The sequence below is a fragment of the Marinobacter sp. CHS3-4 genome, from assembly GCF_030053415.1.
Lineage (GTDB): Bacteria > Pseudomonadota > Gammaproteobacteria > Pseudomonadales > Oleiphilaceae > Marinobacter.
Genome location: NZ_JASGBJ010000005.1, coordinates 46,006 through 62,082, shown reverse-complemented (window position 1 = coordinate 62,082; position 16,077 = coordinate 46,006). Strand labels below are relative to the sequence as shown.

15 protein-coding genes are annotated in these 16,077 nt (G+C 55.0%); 5 read left to right on the top strand and 10 right to left on the bottom strand.

Annotated elements, in window-relative coordinates; genetic code table 11:
- Positions 1 to 124: 124 nt before the first annotated feature.
- Entirely contained in the window at positions 125 to 2,530 is a 2,406-nt protein-coding gene (locus QLQ17_RS16590) for a DUF1631 domain-containing protein (protein WP_283210728.1), read from the bottom strand.
- A 216-nt stretch (positions 2,531 to 2,746) separates the two neighbouring features.
- Here QLQ17_RS16590 and nadC point away from each other — a divergent pair, with 216 nt between their 5' ends.
- The gene (gene nadC, locus QLQ17_RS16585) at positions 2,747 to 3,589 is read left to right on the top strand and encodes a carboxylating nicotinate-nucleotide diphosphorylase (RefSeq protein ID WP_283210727.1); all 843 of its coding nucleotides are present in this window, start codon (positions 2,747 to 2,749) and stop codon (positions 3,587 to 3,589) included.
- A 4-nt stretch (positions 3,590 to 3,593) separates the two neighbouring features.
- Here nadC and QLQ17_RS16580 read toward each other — a convergent pair whose 3' ends face one another.
- The 5 genes from QLQ17_RS16580 to QLQ17_RS16560 form a co-directional block, all read right to left on the bottom strand.
- The gene (locus QLQ17_RS16580) at positions 3,594 to 3,932 is read right to left on the bottom strand and encodes a YqcC family protein (RefSeq protein WP_283210726.1); all 339 of its coding nucleotides are present in this window, start codon (positions 3,930 to 3,932) and stop codon (positions 3,594 to 3,596) included.
- 26 nt (positions 3,933 to 3,958) lie between these two features.
- On the bottom strand, positions 3,959 to 4,756 hold the full coding sequence (locus QLQ17_RS16575; protein WP_283210725.1) for a ParA family protein: 798 nt from the start codon (positions 4,754 to 4,756) through the stop codon (positions 3,959 to 3,961).
- 62 nt (positions 4,757 to 4,818) lie between these two features.
- Positions 4,819 to 5,517: a DnaA regulatory inactivator Hda gene (gene hda, locus QLQ17_RS16570; protein ID WP_283210724.1), complete on the bottom strand. Its 699-nt coding sequence runs from the start codon at positions 5,515 to 5,517 to the stop codon at positions 4,819 to 4,821.
- Complete coding sequence (locus QLQ17_RS16565; RefSeq protein ID WP_283210723.1) at positions 5,514 to 6,071, bottom strand: CDP-alcohol phosphatidyltransferase family protein; 558 nt, start codon at positions 6,069 to 6,071, stop codon at positions 5,514 to 5,516. Before QLQ17_RS16565 ends, hda begins: the two co-directional genes overlap by 4 nt.
- Positions 6,072 to 6,101: 30 nt before the next feature.
- Positions 6,102 to 7,382 (bottom strand): DUF2066 domain-containing protein, encoded by a 1,281-nt coding sequence (locus tag QLQ17_RS16560; RefSeq protein WP_283210722.1) that lies wholly within the window; start codon positions 7,380 to 7,382, stop codon positions 6,102 to 6,104.
- Between the two features lie 220 nt (positions 7,383 to 7,602).
- Between QLQ17_RS16560 and purM the strand changes: the two genes are divergently transcribed.
- The 3 genes from purM to QLQ17_RS16545 all read left to right on the top strand — a co-directional run bounded on the left by purM (position 7,603) and on the right by QLQ17_RS16545 (position 10,159).
- Positions 7,603 to 8,667 (top strand): phosphoribosylformylglycinamidine cyclo-ligase, encoded by a 1,065-nt coding sequence (gene purM, locus QLQ17_RS16555; RefSeq protein ID WP_283210721.1) that lies wholly within the window; start codon positions 7,603 to 7,605, stop codon positions 8,665 to 8,667.
- On the top strand, positions 8,664 to 9,344 hold the full coding sequence (gene purN / locus QLQ17_RS16550; protein WP_283210720.1) for a phosphoribosylglycinamide formyltransferase: 681 nt from the start codon (positions 8,664 to 8,666) through the stop codon (positions 9,342 to 9,344). The genes purM and purN overlap by 4 nt, the downstream gene beginning before the upstream one ends.
- A gap of 86 nt (positions 9,345 to 9,430) precedes the next feature.
- Positions 9,431 to 10,159 carry a DUF3108 domain-containing protein gene (locus tag QLQ17_RS16545; protein ID WP_283210719.1) on the top strand — a complete coding sequence of 243 codons (729 nt, stop codon included), beginning with the start codon at positions 9,431 to 9,433 and terminating at the stop codon, positions 10,157 to 10,159.
- On the opposite strand, the gene QLQ17_RS16540 is transcribed toward QLQ17_RS16545, so the two are convergent.
- The 4 genes from QLQ17_RS16540 to apbC form a co-directional block, all read right to left on the bottom strand.
- A complete protein-coding gene (locus tag QLQ17_RS16540; RefSeq protein WP_283210718.1) occupies positions 10,149 to 11,408 on the bottom strand; it encodes a valine--pyruvate transaminase in 1,260 nt (419 codons plus the stop codon). The genes QLQ17_RS16545 and QLQ17_RS16540 overlap by 11 nt on opposite strands.
- Positions 11,409 to 11,476: 68 nt before the next feature.
- Entirely contained in the window at positions 11,477 to 12,076 is a 600-nt protein-coding gene (locus QLQ17_RS16535) for a YjaG family protein (RefSeq protein ID WP_283210717.1), read from the bottom strand.
- Between the two features lie 25 nt (positions 12,077 to 12,101).
- Complete coding sequence (gene dcd / locus QLQ17_RS16530) at positions 12,102 to 12,668, bottom strand: dCTP deaminase (RefSeq protein WP_283210716.1); 567 nt, start codon at positions 12,666 to 12,668, stop codon at positions 12,102 to 12,104.
- A gap of 99 nt (positions 12,669 to 12,767) precedes the next feature.
- Positions 12,768 to 13,868 carry an iron-sulfur cluster carrier protein ApbC gene (apbC, locus tag QLQ17_RS16525; protein ID WP_283210715.1) on the bottom strand — a complete coding sequence of 367 codons (1,101 nt, stop codon included), beginning with the start codon at positions 13,866 to 13,868 and terminating at the stop codon, positions 12,768 to 12,770.
- Between the two features lie 144 nt (positions 13,869 to 14,012).
- On the opposite strand from apbC, the gene metG reads away from it, so the two are divergent.
- Complete coding sequence (gene metG, locus QLQ17_RS16520; RefSeq protein ID WP_283210714.1) at positions 14,013 to 16,070, top strand: methionine--tRNA ligase; 2,058 nt, start codon at positions 14,013 to 14,015, stop codon at positions 16,068 to 16,070.
- Positions 16,071 to 16,077: the final 7 nt, after the last annotated feature.

Below are 16,077 nucleotides of genomic sequence, written 5' to 3'. Positions count from 1 at the left end.
GCCAGCTGATTGGGATTCAGGTATTGATGCTGGGATGTTGTGGTCAGACAAAGTTATTCCATCAGGGCTGTTTTGAACCTGATTGAAGCATAAAGTCCCGCCTGGCGCGAGTAACGACGCGGAGTTAGTCTTTTCGACTGGTGCGCAGGTTGTCGATGATGGACTCCAGAGCGCGGTCAAAAATCAGGCCGTCGTCCAGCATCGAAATTTCGTCCCGCTCAAGTGCCCTGGCAAGATCTTCGCGCTGGTATTCAGCAACCTTGGCGCCACTTCGGTTCACAAAAATGTATTTGCCGGTTGCCTTGATAAATGCCGCCAGCTTGCATCGGGACTTTAAGTCCTCACGATTGAGCTCAATCCAGGATCCAACCCGCAGACTGTCGGCTTTATCGAGCCAGAGTTTCGCACTTGCTTCGTCTTCTGCGGATTGCGAAACGGCGGTTCCCGTCTCGGTCGCACTGACTGGTTCAGACTTGGCGACATCTTCCGCTGCTCTGTCTGTTTCAAACTCCGCGTTTACCTTCTCATCCGCCTTTTCCGAGACGTCAGAAGGCTGGGATTTTTCTGGAACCGAGGGTGTCGGACCCTGAACTTCTGCCTTTTCCGCCGGTTCAGCCTGCTCTGATTCTTCACCTTTCGCAGGCTCCGGGACGCTTTCCGGCTGTGCTTTCCGCGCGGTGACCAGACGCTGGAATACGTCAACGTGGGCGAGTTCCAGGTCTCGAATCGCGGCATCCGTGGCGAACGGATCCCAGGAAATTTCATGCAGTGCTGAACGTAACCCATCGACAATGCCCGGAATCGCCTTGAGAAGCTCACTGCGCGTGTCTTCAGTGACAGGCTGCGGATCAACACTCCAAACCAGGCTCTCAGTGAGCTGTCTTGCACGGTGCCACCGATCGCTGTCTTCGCCTTCACGCAACACAACCCACTGCAGGTATTTGATCACAGCTTCGTCGAGCAATTTGACGATCGGTTGGGGCAGGTCTTTTCCTTTCCGAACCTGCTCAATCAATGACTTGGCAGCGTCGGTGGCTCGCTCCTGTTTTGCCCGACCCTCTTCTGCATCTTTCAGGCGTTGTTCCACCAACTCGCGACGACGACGATCCAGATCCATGAAATGGCCGAAGTCATTCAGCAGTTCGGTGAATAACTCAACATTGTTGTCATATTCATACAGAACGCGCTCGACAACCGACTCAATTTTGTCACGCAGAGGGTCGCGTTGGCCCGGCTTTTTCTCAGTCCAGCCCATGGCCGCCATCGCCAGTTCGTTCAGCAGTTTGCGGACCGGATGCCCACCCCGGTTAAAGAAATTCTTGTCACTAAGTGCAACTTTCAGGACCGGAATTTGCAATCGGCTGATGATGGCTTTCATCGTCGGGTGCAGCTGACGGTCTTCAAGAATGAAATCAAAAAGCATCGACACCAGATTGATCACATCGCTGTCTACCTGGCCCGCCGTAACTCGCTGGCCCTGCTCATTCACAAACAGCGGCGCCAACTGGGAGGACAACGTGGCGATAGTGCCCTCGCTCTGCTGGGCCGCCTGGGTCTGGATGCCATTTAGACGCGACATTAGTGTACCGGTGTCCAGAGTGCCAGCACTGCCGCCGCCACTCGCACCAGGCGCAGCATAGCTATCGCCCTGTCCGCCGTGTAGAAGCGCGCTAAGCTCGGAGAACGTCGACTGCACTTCTGACGCGCCACCTGCCTGATGCGAGCCGGATTGAGTTCCTGAGTGCGGCTGCTGACTTGCCGTCGGCCCGGCACTCTGGCCTTGATTGCTCGGCCCTGAGGCGCCTGCGCCTGATGAGGGCTTGGCGTTTCGCCCCTCTACTGGCGGGCGCTTCATATCGGGCATAACGCCTTCAGCAATAAGCGTTTTGTTGGCGTTCTTGTAAAAATCTCCAAGGATACCGCCCAGCAGACGGTCAAACAGTTTCAATACAACCAGTTTCGCCCGGATATCAATATCCAGATCCGCACACGCTTCGGACAAGCCACCACAGATCACCTCTGGACTCAGAGGCATCTGACTATCCTGCAGAGTGATTGACGGCACCAGGTGGGCAACCCGAACATTCAGCAGACGAATGGCTTCAAGATTCTGATTGCGTAGCTTGTTCACGAGGTTGTCGATAGCAACCTGCTGTTCAAGTTGTGAGTGATCCACCAGGCTCAAGGAATCCTGATCTACTTCGTCCAGCGAACCGGAACCTCCCTTCGGCTTGAACTGGCCGATCTCGTTGAAGGCGCTGCTGACGTATTGAAGCACGGAAACCGTCATGCTCTTGCGACGCAGGCGCAACTCGCGCATGGCATCAAAGTAGGCCGTCTGATCCTGGTTGGTCCCTGCCTTATCCGCGAGTTCGAACAGCGCATCGTCTGCCTGATCAAAGAATTCAGACATGACCGCCTTGAGCGACTGACCCGATACGTCACGCAAACGCACCAGAGCAGATGGCAGGCTGAATCGCTGCGGAATGCTCTGATTTTTCAGGTTTACTACTTTGCGGTCTTGAGCCATTCGGCTTCTCCGATTTCGGACTGGAGATTGTGTTACAACAATCTTATGCCCCTAACGCGTCAGGTTGTGTCAGAGTTTGTCACCTTTTGTGTTTAAGTGATCGCCGTCACAGTTTAGCACCCTCAAGGTGACGTGTTTGGTGAAACCGGATTGGCAGATTAGAATCTCCGGCCAGCAAAGCCCCCTTTCAACAATGTCAGCGTCTTTGGAACCCCGATGATTGATCAAGAACTACTCAAAGAAAGCCGCATACAGTCCGTAAAACAGAGCCTTCAAGAAGACGTGGGCAGTGGTGACATCACAGCGATGCTTATACCCTCAGAGCGGGTAAGTGGCGGCAGAGTCATCACTCGCGAACCAGCAGTGATTGCCGGCAGTGAATGGGTGGATGAAGTGTTTCGACAGGTTGACCCGGGCATCACCGTTCATTGGCACGTTAAAGATGGTGATCGTGTGGACGCGAATCAGACTCTGTTCACCGTCAAAGGCAATGCCCGCAGCCTGCTAACAGGCGAGCGTGCGGCACTGAACTGGTTACAGGCGCTGTCTGGCACTGCTACCGTTTGTGACAGCTATGCCGCCAGAGTGGCCCATACGCAGGTAAAGTTGCTCGACACCCGAAAAACCATACCCGGCTTGAGATTGGCGCAGAAATACGCCGTTACCTGCGGCGGATGTCACAACCACAGGGTCGGGCTTTGGGATGCATTTCTGATCAAAGAAAACCACATTGCAGCTTGCGGTTCGATTGCCGCAGCCGTCGCAGAAGCGAGGCGCATAGCGCCAGGGAAGCCGGTTGAAGTGGAGACGGAAAATCCCGATGAACTGGATCAGGCCCTGGCCGCAGGTGCCGATATCATTATGCTCGATGAATTTTCTCTTCAGGACATGAAGAACGCCGTTGACCGAACCGCAGGCACCGCAAAGCTGGAAGCGTCCGGCGGCATTAACGCCAACACACTGGTGGCCGTTGCTGAAACCGGCGTGGATTACATCTCACTGGGCGCCCTGACCAAAGACATTCGGGCCATCGACCTGTCCATGAGACTGGATCCCTGAGGCATCAGGGGCCGCCCGACAGCAGGCGGTCCATTTCAGCAAGCTCGTCAATCAGGTTCTGCCCGGACTCTTCACGCGTCCTGAAATGCTCTTCAGCCATGGGCGCCATGCCAGAAACCTCAGGCAAGGGGTGCCCCTGTTCAATCAGAACCTTCATGCGATGAATGAAAACGAACTGAAGCCACTGAGTGAACTCCAGCTTATCAACACCAAACGGCTGTGTGCTCTGTAGCGCTTCCTCTGGTGGCGCCTCACTCTCCCAGGCCCCCAACTGACGGAGCTCAATCTCAATCTGAATCAGTCGGTCAGCTACCCGGGACACGTGGTCGGATGAACCGGCCATGACCCTCCCCTTTTGATCCGTTGAATTCAATCCGCCAATGGTTCCAGTTCAACTTTCTCGCCGTGCAAGATGCCAAACAGATTCTCGTATTGCTGTGTCAGCGGGTGTCGGGGAGCCATGTGAATCAGCGGTTTCTTGCTCTGGTGGGACTCCTTCATCTTGACGGAACTGGACAACCGAACCGGCAACACTGGCAAACCTTCGTCAGTCAATTCGCGAACCAACTGCTTCGGCAGGCTAGCACGTGGCTGGAACTGGTTTGCCACGATACCCTCAACCACCAGCTCCTCATTGTGATCTTCCTGTAACTCCTGAATCTCGTGCAGGATGTTGTAAAGGGCCTGACGGGAAAAATCGTCGCAATCAAACGGAATCAGGCACCGTTGCGCTGCAATCAACGCCGACCGCGTATAGAAGTTCAGCGCCGGAGCAGTGTCGATGTATATCGCATCAAAAGATTCACTGAGTTTTTTAAGGGCCTCCCGTAACTTATAGATCTTGTGCTTCGCTTCCAGCTTGCGCTCAAGAAAGTCCAGTTCCGGGCTGGAAGGCATGACAAACAGATTGTCAAAAGGCGTCGCATGAACAAATTCGTCCGCTCTGCGATTAAAGACGGTAAAAGCGACGGTCTGTTCGAGATAATCAGCCAGAGTGTCTCTTAGCTCCGAAGCGGGTTTGCCAAGCAGGTACTGAGTGGAGTTGCCCTGGGGATCCAGATCGACAACCAGAGTTCGCTTGCCGCGAGCCGCACTGATGGCCGCGAGGTTACAGGTGATGCTGGACTTACCTACGCCACCTTTTTGATTGAATACCACTCGCCTCATTGTCTGTTCCCTCCAGTTGATTCTTATTTCCCGACTCTCCAATTCCCCGATCGGCGGGCGGCTTACCAATCCATCACTGACTTCACAAACGGAATGGTCAAACGTCGCTGAGCCTTCAGCGAATTATCATCCAGCTTATCCAGCACTGACAGAAGTTCAACGAGTTTCCGGGGTGCGCGCTTCAGTATAAAGGCCGCCACCTCATCACTCATCCCCAGCCCTCGCTGTTCTGCCCGGGCTATCAAAATCCGCGCTCGATCATCATCGCGGTTCACTCCCAGCTGTATCACTAACCCATGACCCAATCTGGAACGCAGGTCGGGTAACAGAAATGGAAGTTCCGAAGGCAGGTCACTCAGGCTGATCACCAATTGCCCCCCCTGGTCCGAAACCCGATTATACAGATGAAACACCGCCTCTTCCCAATCCCCGGCCCCGGCAACCTGATCAAGATCATCCAGGCAAACCAGTGAATGCGCTTCCATGCCTTCCAGCGCTTCCGGACCAAATGGCAAAAACTCCTCGAGGCTCACGCAAATCGCAGACCGCTGCTGCTGTTCAGCCACGTGACAAACCGCCTGTAAAAGGTGGCTTTTACCAGTATCTTCGTCCCCACATAGTAGTACTGTAGGGGCGGTGGAATTGGGAGCCACCGTCGCCCTGAGTCGGCCGGCAGCTGCGGCGTTACGTTCACCATGAAAGTTATCAAAGCGCGCGTCGTCCCTTAACTTGATCCCCAAAGCCAACTGGCCCTCATTCATGTCCGCCCGGCCCTCCAGGCCCTGATACCCCACACGATCACGTAGTGGGCACCGCTAAGCACGGTCGAAAACGCGACAAGAATAACACCGACATCAATGACCCAGGGCTGCATCGGCAAGCCGGCCAACAAAACAATGATGGCAAGCGCTACCAGAATCTGAATCAGCGTATTGCATTTACCAGGCAGGCTCGGCTGCATTTCAAAGCGGCCAATTCCATAGTGATAAGCTAACCCACCTCCCACGATCAGAAGATCTCTGCCCAACACAAGCCAGAAAAGCCAGTAAGGAAGCACTCCGGTCAGGGTGAGCATCAGGTAGGCGGCAATCAACAGGGCTTTATCTGCCAACGGGTCTGCGATGGCGCCCAGACGGGTCCGCCAATCAAATTCCCGCGCCAGAAAACCATCAAACGCATCGGTCGTAGCGGCAACGAAGAAGATAATCAGGGCGACGCGGTAATCCTTTGCCCATAGAGCAACAGCGAACGGCAGCACCAGCAGTATGCGCAAAAACGTCAGCGCATTTGGTATCCAGCGCCAGTTCCAGGCCATATGATTTCTCCCTGCCGCTAACCTACCGAGTTACTCACCGGTTTCGCCCTCAATCACGGACGCCGGCTGCCACCGGTAGTGAAGCACCTGGTAAAGGGAATCGAAGGCCTTTTCAGCGTCATTTTGTTCAACAAACAACGATTCGTACGTCACGAAAGGGTTCGAAGGTGCAGAGGTTTGCGCATCCTTCCCGGGCATCGAGACAAGACCTCTGGCCTGTTGCGTATCCGTGTCGGTGTCAGTGTCGGTATCGACCTCGGCCTTGCTTTCAGTGTCTTGCGCTGGCAACTGGGATACCTCGGCATTTGAAAGCGGCACAAGACGCGGATCAAGAGCAATATAGCGCTTTAACTGCTCTATTTCGCCAGAGAAAGTAATGTTCATGGTAACCCGACCATTCCGCGTAGCCGTGGCGCTTGCGCTTACAACCGGTGACAGGTTCTTCAGCACCCGGTTTGCCGTTGCATAGTCTTCCAGCTCACGAATCCCGTGAAGCACAATATCCACCTGAGGCGACTCACCCACATCACTGCTCTCCACTGCATAGCGCTCTGCAAAGGTGTCGGCCCAACGGCCCACGACGGCGGCCGCAAGCTCTTCCGGAGTGGCAGCGGTAAGCGATTGCTCGGCACTATCAAGACCCATTCCGTCAAACACCCAGCCGGCACGCCATTGGCCCGTGGAGCGGCTTACCCGAACCAGCGACATCAAATCGTAGGCCATGTCTTCGGAGGCAGTGCGTACGTTGGAGGTAAATTGCCCCCAGATATCCGACATCAGCTCCCTTCGATCGGCGTACTCCTCTGGCGGCAGTGTTACTGGAAGGCCGCGGTCTTCTGCCGCTTTACGGAAGGCTTTTAGCCAGGGCCCGGAAACGCCTGTGTCTGCGCTCTGGTGAAGTAACTGGCGAGTGCCGCCGGATTCAACGGCTATCCACGCCAGGGTCAGCGGACGGTTTGCGCCCCAGACCGGCGCTCCAATTGAGGCCAGGGCCTTATTGACGCCAACGGCTCCAAACACCATCTGCAACTGGTTGCCGTTTTCTTCAGAACGAAGGTACTGATAGGACTGCAACAATGATTCGGCGTTTTCGAGCAGCTCTGACACACCCTCAAGGGCCAGCACATCCTGAGTGCCAGATACCCGCACCATCACCCGTTTGAGGCCATCTGAATACCCCTGCGCCAGGTCGTCCGGGCTGGAACTTTCGACCGGGACATCCACCGCATAGAGCCCGGTAACGGTTGCCGCCGATATCGGTAATGAGAACAATGTCAGCAGCGCCATCAAGGCGCCTACCCGGCCACTCATGTGCCTGATTCCTATCGATTTGATTGCTTTGCCTCGCATGAATCGTCCTGGAAACGGTTAGAATGCCGCCTAGGATACACCAAGGTACTTATTGAAAGTAGCGAACGAGTATTGCGGTAATTTATAACTCGATTGCATTTGGACCGTCACCCTGCACCTGTTAAAATCCGCGGCTTGTCTTATTGCCGAATTTTCAACGCCCAACTTGGTTACCCTCTCCATGAGCGAACAGAAGCCTTCCCTGACTTACCGTGACGCCGGCGTCGACATTGACGCAGGCAACGACCTGGTCGATCGGATCAAAAACACCGCGGCCAGAACCCGCCGGCCGGAAGTATTGGGAGGTCTGGGCGGATTCGGCGCCATGGTATCGATTCCGCCCGGCTATCGTGAACCAGTGATGGTGTCAGGCACGGACGGGGTTGGCACCAAGCTGCGGCTGGCCATGCAACTTCAGAAGCACGACACCATTGGCATAGACCTGGTCGCGATGTGCGTGAATGACCTGGTTGTCGGCGGCGCTGAACCACTGTTCTTCCTGGATTACTACGCCACCGGCAAGCTCAATGTTGAGGTAGCAGCTCAGGTTGTTGAAGGTATTGGTCAAGGCTGCGAACTTGCGGGTTGCGCACTGGTGGGTGGCGAAACAGCCGAAATGCCCGGCATGTACGAAGGCGACGACTACGACTTGGCCGGCTTCTGCGTGGGTATTGCCGAACGTAGTGACATCATTGACGGCAGCCGGGTTCAGCCAGGCGATTCCCTGCTTGCCCTCGGATCGTCAGGACCTCATTCCAATGGTTATTCACTGATTCGTAAAATCATCGACGTCAGCGGCGCCAATCTTGATCAACCCATGGGCAACACCACGCTGGCCAACGCTTTGATGGCGCCGACCCGCATTTATGTCAGAAATATCCTTGAGCTGATCAAAGAAATCGACGTACGCGCCCTGTCACACATTACCGGCGGCGGTCTGCCGGAGAATATCCCCAGGGTACTGCCTGACGGCTCCATTGCCGCCATCGACACCGAAAGCTGGAAACTGCCGGCGGTTTTCGACTGGCTCAAACAAGCAGGCGGTGTTGCGGATGAAGAAATGTACCGCACCTTCAATTGTGGCGTGGGCATGGTCATTTGCGTACCGGCCAATCAGAAAGACCTTGCGATGGATATTTTGACAGCGCAGGGTGAGAGCGTCTGGCAAATTGGCGCGATTGAAGCCGCTGAAGACAACGCCGCCAAGGCGTCCGTTCGCTATGCACCAGGGCTGTTGGCACTATGAAGGCAGATCCGCTAAACGCCCCGCGTATTCTTGTTCTTGCATCGGGAAGCGGTACCAACCTGCAGGCGTTGATTGACGCATGTCAGGAACGTGATTTTCCGGGCCAGATCATCGCGGTTGGCTGCAACAGGCCCAACGCGTTTGCATTGGAACGTGCAGCTCAGGCCCACATTGACCACTTCACTGTTGATCACACCAAATACGGGTCGCGGGAAGAATTTGATGGGATGCTGATGGCAGAGATCCGCCGCCGCAATCCCGACCTGATTTTACTTGCAGGCTTCATGCGCATCCTCACGACCGATTTTGTCCGCGCGCTAAGGGGCACATTGCTGAATGTTCACCCATCGCTGCTGCCCAACTACACCGGCCTGAACACGCATCAGCGGGCGCTGGACGCCGGGGACACGATGCACGGCACATCCATCCACTTTGTCACCGAAGAGCTCGATGGTGGCCCGGTGATTGCCCAGGCACAGGTGAAGATCGACGAAGACGATACCGCAGAATCTCTCGCGGAAAAGGTACAGGCAAAAGAACACCTGCTGTACCCCATTGTGGTTCGTTGGTTTTGCGAAGGCCGGGTCCGCCTGGGATCAGACCAGGTCATTTTTGATGGTCAGCCTCTTGCCCAGCCTCTGGTCCTCCCGGATGAGCCTGTAACCACCAGCGCCTGATTAAACATTTCGTCATCGTCGATGCCTGCCCGAAGCGTTATGCTGATGACATAACCTTTTGCTCACGTTTCGTATGGGATGACGATATGGTTGCATCAAAACGCTCACCCGCACTGTTTATTCACAGTCTGTGTCTGATTGCACTGGTTTTTGCCTCATCCGCCTTTGGCTCCGAACCTCTGAAGCCGCTTCAGGTCAGCTACAACGCTTCAATGGAAAAAGGCATTTCCCTGAATGGGGATGCACGTCGCGTCTTGAAGGAAAGCAAGGATGGCACCTGGTTCTACCGCACTGATGTGGATTCCTTTATTGCCGACATCGATGAGTCACTGGTATTTCGTTGGGAAGATGGGCAGGTTATTCCCCTTCGCTATCGCTATAGCCTGTCCGGGTTTCTGATCAAGGATCGCAAACAGGCAATCGATTTTGATTGGGATAAAAAACAGGCAACCGGCCACTACCGGGGCAACCGATTTTCCCTGAATCTGGAAGAAGGCACCCTGGACCCCATGGGGTTTCACCTGCAACTCAGGCGCGACATCAAAGCTGGCCAGCGTGAGATGTCCTACCGGGTGCTCGACAAAGGCCGCTTTGATACCGACCGCTTTGCGGTCATTGACGAAGAAACTCTGAGCCCGGACGGCAAGGCGGTCAAAACGGTCAAGGCAGAGAAAGTCCGGGGCGAAGACAGTAAGCGCAAAACCCTGATGTGGTTCGCACCGGATCAGGATTTTCTGTTGGTTAGATTGCTACAGATCGAACCCGACGGCAGTGAATACCAGATCACCATCGACGACGCAAGATTCATGCAGTAAGCGACTTCACTTCATCCGCAATGATTCTCAAACCTTCGGCTACACGGTCGTCGTCCTGGGAATAAGTAACTCGCAGGCACTGATGGCGATGTTTCCAGCCATCTTCCGGCAAGCCGGGAAAGAAATAGTGGCCAGACACCACCAATACGCCCCGGGCCTTTAATCGCTGATACAGCTCCAGACTGGTGATCGGCAAGTCCGGGAACCAGAGCCAGAGAAACATGGCACCCTCCGGTTTGTGAACGTACCAGCGGCAACTCTCCTCGCCCATCGCGTCCTTGAAAACCGACACGGCTCTTTCCATTTTAGCCTTGTAAAACGGGCAAACTACCTCGCGACTGAGTGACAGGATCTCTCCGGATTTTACCAATGGATCGGCAACCATCGCCCCAAAACTGCCAGTCGCCAGATTCATAATGGCGTTTATGCTGGACAGAGCCTTGATCACCGGTTCGGAGGCGATCACGATACCGGTTCTTGCCGCCGGAAGCCCCAACTTGGAGAGACTTAGACACAGAATGATCTGGTCGTTCCAGTGAGGCGTGGCATCCACGAACAAGAGGCTGGGAAACGGCGTACCGTAGGCACCATCCACAATCAAGGGAATGTCGTGCTGACGTGCAAGCGCTTCAAGACGGTTCAACTCGTCGTCCGTAATGACGTTGCCTGTCGGGTTGGTTGGCCTGGAAACGCAGATAGCCCCGGTTTCAGACGTCACCTCCACGGCATTGAAATCAACGCGGTATTTGAATTCGTGGGCGTCAGTGAATGAAATATCAGGCTGTACCGCACGGAATAATCCAGGCTCAATGCCGGCATCCGCGTAGCCAATGTATTCTGGCGCCAGCGGCAGCAGAATGTGCTTGTGCTGACCACCGTCGTAACTGCCACCGAACATGTTGAACAACATGAAGAAGGCCGCCTGACTGCCGTTGGTCAGGGCAATATTCTCTGGCTTCAGCCCCCAGTCGTATTCCTCGTTCAGTAGTTCAGCCAGTGAGGCGATGAACTGCTTCTCTCCCTGCGGCGGATCGTAAATCCCCACAACCCGTCTTACGTCATCCTCGCTGCGGCTCATGTCACTGAGGATCTGTTGAACGCGCTGCTGGATTTCGGGCACATGGCCAGGGTTGCCGCCGCCCATCATGATCATGTCATCGCCGGAAGCAAGCGCGTTGCCCAGATCATCCATCAGGGAGGTAATGCCCGAGTCTGCCGTAAATTTTTGGCCAAATGAGGAAAGTTTCATGGTCAGTGTCGATTTATAAAAATGTGGCTTTCAGAATCAGTGTAGGCCAGTCGAAATGGGCTCGCCGGTCAGTCGTTCAGCGAAATACCCAGATTGCTGACACCGTCGTTTGCCGCCTCTTCGCGGGTTTGCTCGATAAACTGGGTCGTAGGCGTGCGCTGTCGCTTGAAGGACAGTACCAGGTCCCGCTGGAACAGCTTGTCTTCCTTCATCAATGGATGATGGTCCAGCAGGCGCACCAGCTCATCTTCAGCTAGGCCCTCACCCTCAGACAGCTCAATGAAATTCACGACAGTGGCTGTGGCCATCTGAGATGCGTCGCTGGCGCGGTGCTTTGCAGGGTTCAGACGATTCAGCAGAGCCTGTTCAAGCAACTGACAGAAGTCGAAGGCAGGGTAAACACCGTAGGCGTCGTAGGCGTCTACGTCTGGAGACAGAGTTTCCAGCTTCGCCAGTAATTGGGGGATGACCGTTTCTTCAGTGTTCTGTTGCAGCATGTCCCAGCCGATATCCAGCAGATGGCGCATTTTGGCGCCAGTTTTGAGGCCTACTGCATCTGCAAACAGGGCGTAATTTGGAAACGAGCGCTCGGCCAGGGCGAGCAGAAATGTGTATTCGCGCCAACCCTGCAACTGAGAAACCGCTTTAAGGAACTGGTTTGCGTTCAATTCACGCCTCGCTTGCCCGTGGCCATCATGTGCGCGGCAGGGTGACGCCTGTCTGGCCGAGGTATTTGCCGCCGCGGTCTTTATAGCTGGTGGCACAGACCTCATCCGATTCAAAAAACAGCATTTGGGCAACGCCTTCATTGGCGTAGATTTTGGCCGGCAGGTTGGTGGTGTTGGAAAACTCCAGTGTTACCTGTCCTTCCCATTCCGGCTCAAGCGGCGTGACATTCACGATAATGCCGCAACGGGCATAAGTGGACTTGCCGAGGCAGATCGTGAGTGTGCTGCGTGGAATGCGAAAGTATTCCACGGTGCGAGCCAGCGCAAAGGAGTTGGGCGGAATGATGCAGACATCACCGGTGTAGTTAACGAAACTGTTTTCATCAAAGTTCTTGGGGTCGACTGTGGCCGAGTGAACGTTGGTGAATATCTTGAATTCGTTGCTGCAGCGCACGTCGTAACCGTAGCTGGAAGTGCCGTAGGAGATAACTCGGCCTTTTTCGCTCTCGCGCACCTGGTCGTACTCGAAAGGCTCAATCATTCCGTGTTCCTGGGCCATCCGGCGAATCCAATGGTCGGATTTGATGCTCATGGGTGGTGTCTCGTTTCCGTCTGAAAAAGTGGCGGTAGTTTACCTTCTAGGCGTTGTGGTGTCGAAGCTAAAACACGCCATTCATGCCATCGTTGAGACTCAGTGTTCAGTGACTGACACGCTTGAGATTGACCCCGTCAAATGACGCTCACGAGTGGACAGTTCGGCGCTCACACGACGCGCAATATCCTTGTACCGACGGGCCACTTCTGAATCCGGCTCTGCCACCACCGAGGGCGTTCCGCTATCCGTCTGTTCGCGAATCGTCATGTGCAATGGCAACTGGCCAAGCAGCGTGGTGTCGTACTCTTCGGCAATTCGCTCCCCACCACCATGGCCGAACAGAGGTTCCTCATGGCCGCAGTTGCTGCAGATGTGAACGCTCATGTTTTCCACGATGCCCAGCACTGGAATGTCCACTTTGCGGAACATTTCGATACCCTTTTTGCCATCCAGCAACGCAATGTCCTGTGGCGTGGTGACGACCACGGCACCGGTGACAGGGACTTTCTGAGCAACGGTGAGCTGGATGTCGCCGGTGCCGGGAGGCATGTCCAGAATCAGGTAGTCCAGTTCATCCCACAAAGTCTGCTGGAGCAGTTGGGTCACTGCGCCACTGACCATGGGGCCGCGCCAGACCATGGGGGTTTTGTCGGTGACGACAAAGGCCATGGAATTGGCCTGCAGGCCGTGTGCCTGCATGGGAATGAAATACTTGTTTTCCCGGGTGTCAGGCCGTTTGCCTTCGGGCACACCCAGCATCATACCGATGCTGGGGCCGTATATGTCGGCATCCAGAATGCCTACTCGGGCGCCCTCGGCGTGCAGAGCCAACGCCAGATTTACCGCCGTGGTTGACTTGCCGACGCCGCCCTTGCCGGATGCGACCGCAATGATGTTCTTAACGCCGGGCACTGACGCGATGTCTTTCTGCGTTTTGTGGGCGTAAATCCGCTGGTTGACCGACACATCAACGGACTCAACGCCGTCGATTCCTTCGACTGCATTACCCACCAGTTCTTTTACCGCACCGGCAATGCCCTGTGAGGCGTAGGGAATCTCAATGACCACTTTCACGTTGCCCGCCTCATCCGCATTCAGCGACTTAACGGCGTCCAGCTCGTACAGATCCTTGTTCAGATACGGATCCCGGTACTGTTTGACGGCCAGTTCAAGAGCCTGCTGTGAAATCTGTGTCATCGATGTCTCCATTCGCACATCCGCCAGGATTTTGTGGCCGGAAGCGGGGGTTTCGGGTGAAAAAAATCTGCTTGGAAGGTATCATCTGTGCCCGTTTCTGGCCATATAGCATCAATCCTCACTTTTTAAGGTTCGGATCAAAACATGACGCAAACGAGCTCCAACCAACAGCGCGATATTCTGGTAACCAGCGCCCTGCCCTACGCCAACGGCCCGATTCATCTGGGCCACCTGCTGGAGTACATCCAGACAGACATCTGGGTACGCTATCAGAACATGCGGGGCCATAACTGTTATTACGTTTGCGCGGATGATGCCCACGGTACTGCTATCATGCTGCGGGCAGAACGCGAGGGCATTTCGTCCGAACGGTTGATTGATCGAATTCGTACCGAGCATCAGGAAGATTTTGCCGGATTCCATATCCGTTTTGACAATTATTACACAACCCATTCCACCGAGAACCGTCAGTTTTCAGAGTACATCTACCGTCAATTGCAGGAAAACGGGCACATTGCGACACGCAAGATTACTCAGGCCTTCGATCCGGAAAAGCAGATGTTTCTGGCCGATCGTTTTATCAAAGGCACCTGCCCCAAGTGCAAAACCGAAGATCAGTACGGTGACAACTGCGAAGCCTGCGGTGCTACCTATACGCCTGGCGAGCTGATTGATCCGAGATCAGCGGTTTCCGGTGCAACCCCCATCGAGAAGGAATCGGAACACTACTTCTTCAAGCTGCCGGAGTTCGCTGACTTCCTCGCCAAGTGGACCCGCAGCGGTACGCTTCAGCCGCAGGTAGCCAACAAACTGGCTGAATGGCTGGATGCGGGCCTCCAGGAATGGGACATCAGCCGCGACGCGCCCTATTTCGGCTTTGAAATACCGGATGCGCCGGGCAAATACTTTTATGTCTGGCTGGATGCCCCCATTGGTTACCTCGCGAGCTTCAAGAATTTCTGCGATCGCGAAGGCGTTGATTTCGAGCACTTCTGGAAGGCGGATTCCACCGCTGAGGTCTATCATTTTATCGGTAAGGACATCATCAACTTCCACGCGCTGTTCTGGCCGTCGATGCTGCACAGCGCCGGGTTCCGTACGCCGTCTGCCGTCTGGTCGCACGGGTTTGTGACCGTTAACGGCAAGAAGATGTCCAAGTCCCGCGGCACCTTTATCATGGCCCGCACCTATCTGGATCATCTCAATCCGGAATACCTGCGTTACTACTTCGCCGCAAAGCTGACCGGCAGTGTGGACGACATGGACCTGAATCTTGAAGACTTCGCCGCGCGGGTGAATTCGGACCTGGTCGGCAAAGTAGTCAACATTGCCAGCCGCAGTGCAGGCTTCATTACCAAGCGCTTTGACGGCAAACTAGGCAAGGTCACTGAGCACGACAAAATCAGGGAATTTGTCGATGCGGGCCGGGACATCGCTGATTATTACGAAAGCCGCGAATTCGGTCGCGGCATGCGCCGCATCATGGAACTGGCAGACATCGCCAACCAGTACGTCAACGACGAACAGCCCTGGGTTATTGCCAAACAGGAAGGCCAGGAAGAGAACCTGCAGGCTATCTGCACCAACGCCATCAACATGTTCCACTTGCTCATGACTTACCTGGCTCCAGTGTTGCCGGAGACCGCGAAGGCGTCAGAGGCTTTCCTGAACGCCAAGCTGGACTGGAACAACCGCGCGGATCGTCTTGAAGACCACGCGATCAACAAGTTCAAACCACTGATGAACCGCGTGGATATGGCCCAGATCGACAAGATGCTGGATGCCTCCAAGGAAGAGATGCCCGCAGCCACTGGAGATCAGTCCGCTGCTAACAAGGATGCAGGTTCGGACACGAAAGACCTGGAGCCGCTGGCGGACGAAATTGATTTTGACCAGTTCTCGAAAGTGGACCTGCGAGTCGCCAGAATTGTGAAAGCGGAGCGCGTTGAAGGCGCCGACAAACTGCTGCAACTGACGCTGGACATCGGCCACGGTGAACGTAATGTGTTTGCGGGCATCAAATCCGCCTACGAACCGGAAGATCTGACCGGTCGATTGACGGTCATGGTGGCCAACCTCAAGCCTCGAAAGATGAAGTTCGGGGTGTCGGAAGGTATGGTTCTGGCAGCCGGACCTGGCGGAAAGGATATTCATATTCTGTCGCCTGATTCCGGTGCTACGCCCGGCATGCGCGTGATGTAATTGGAGC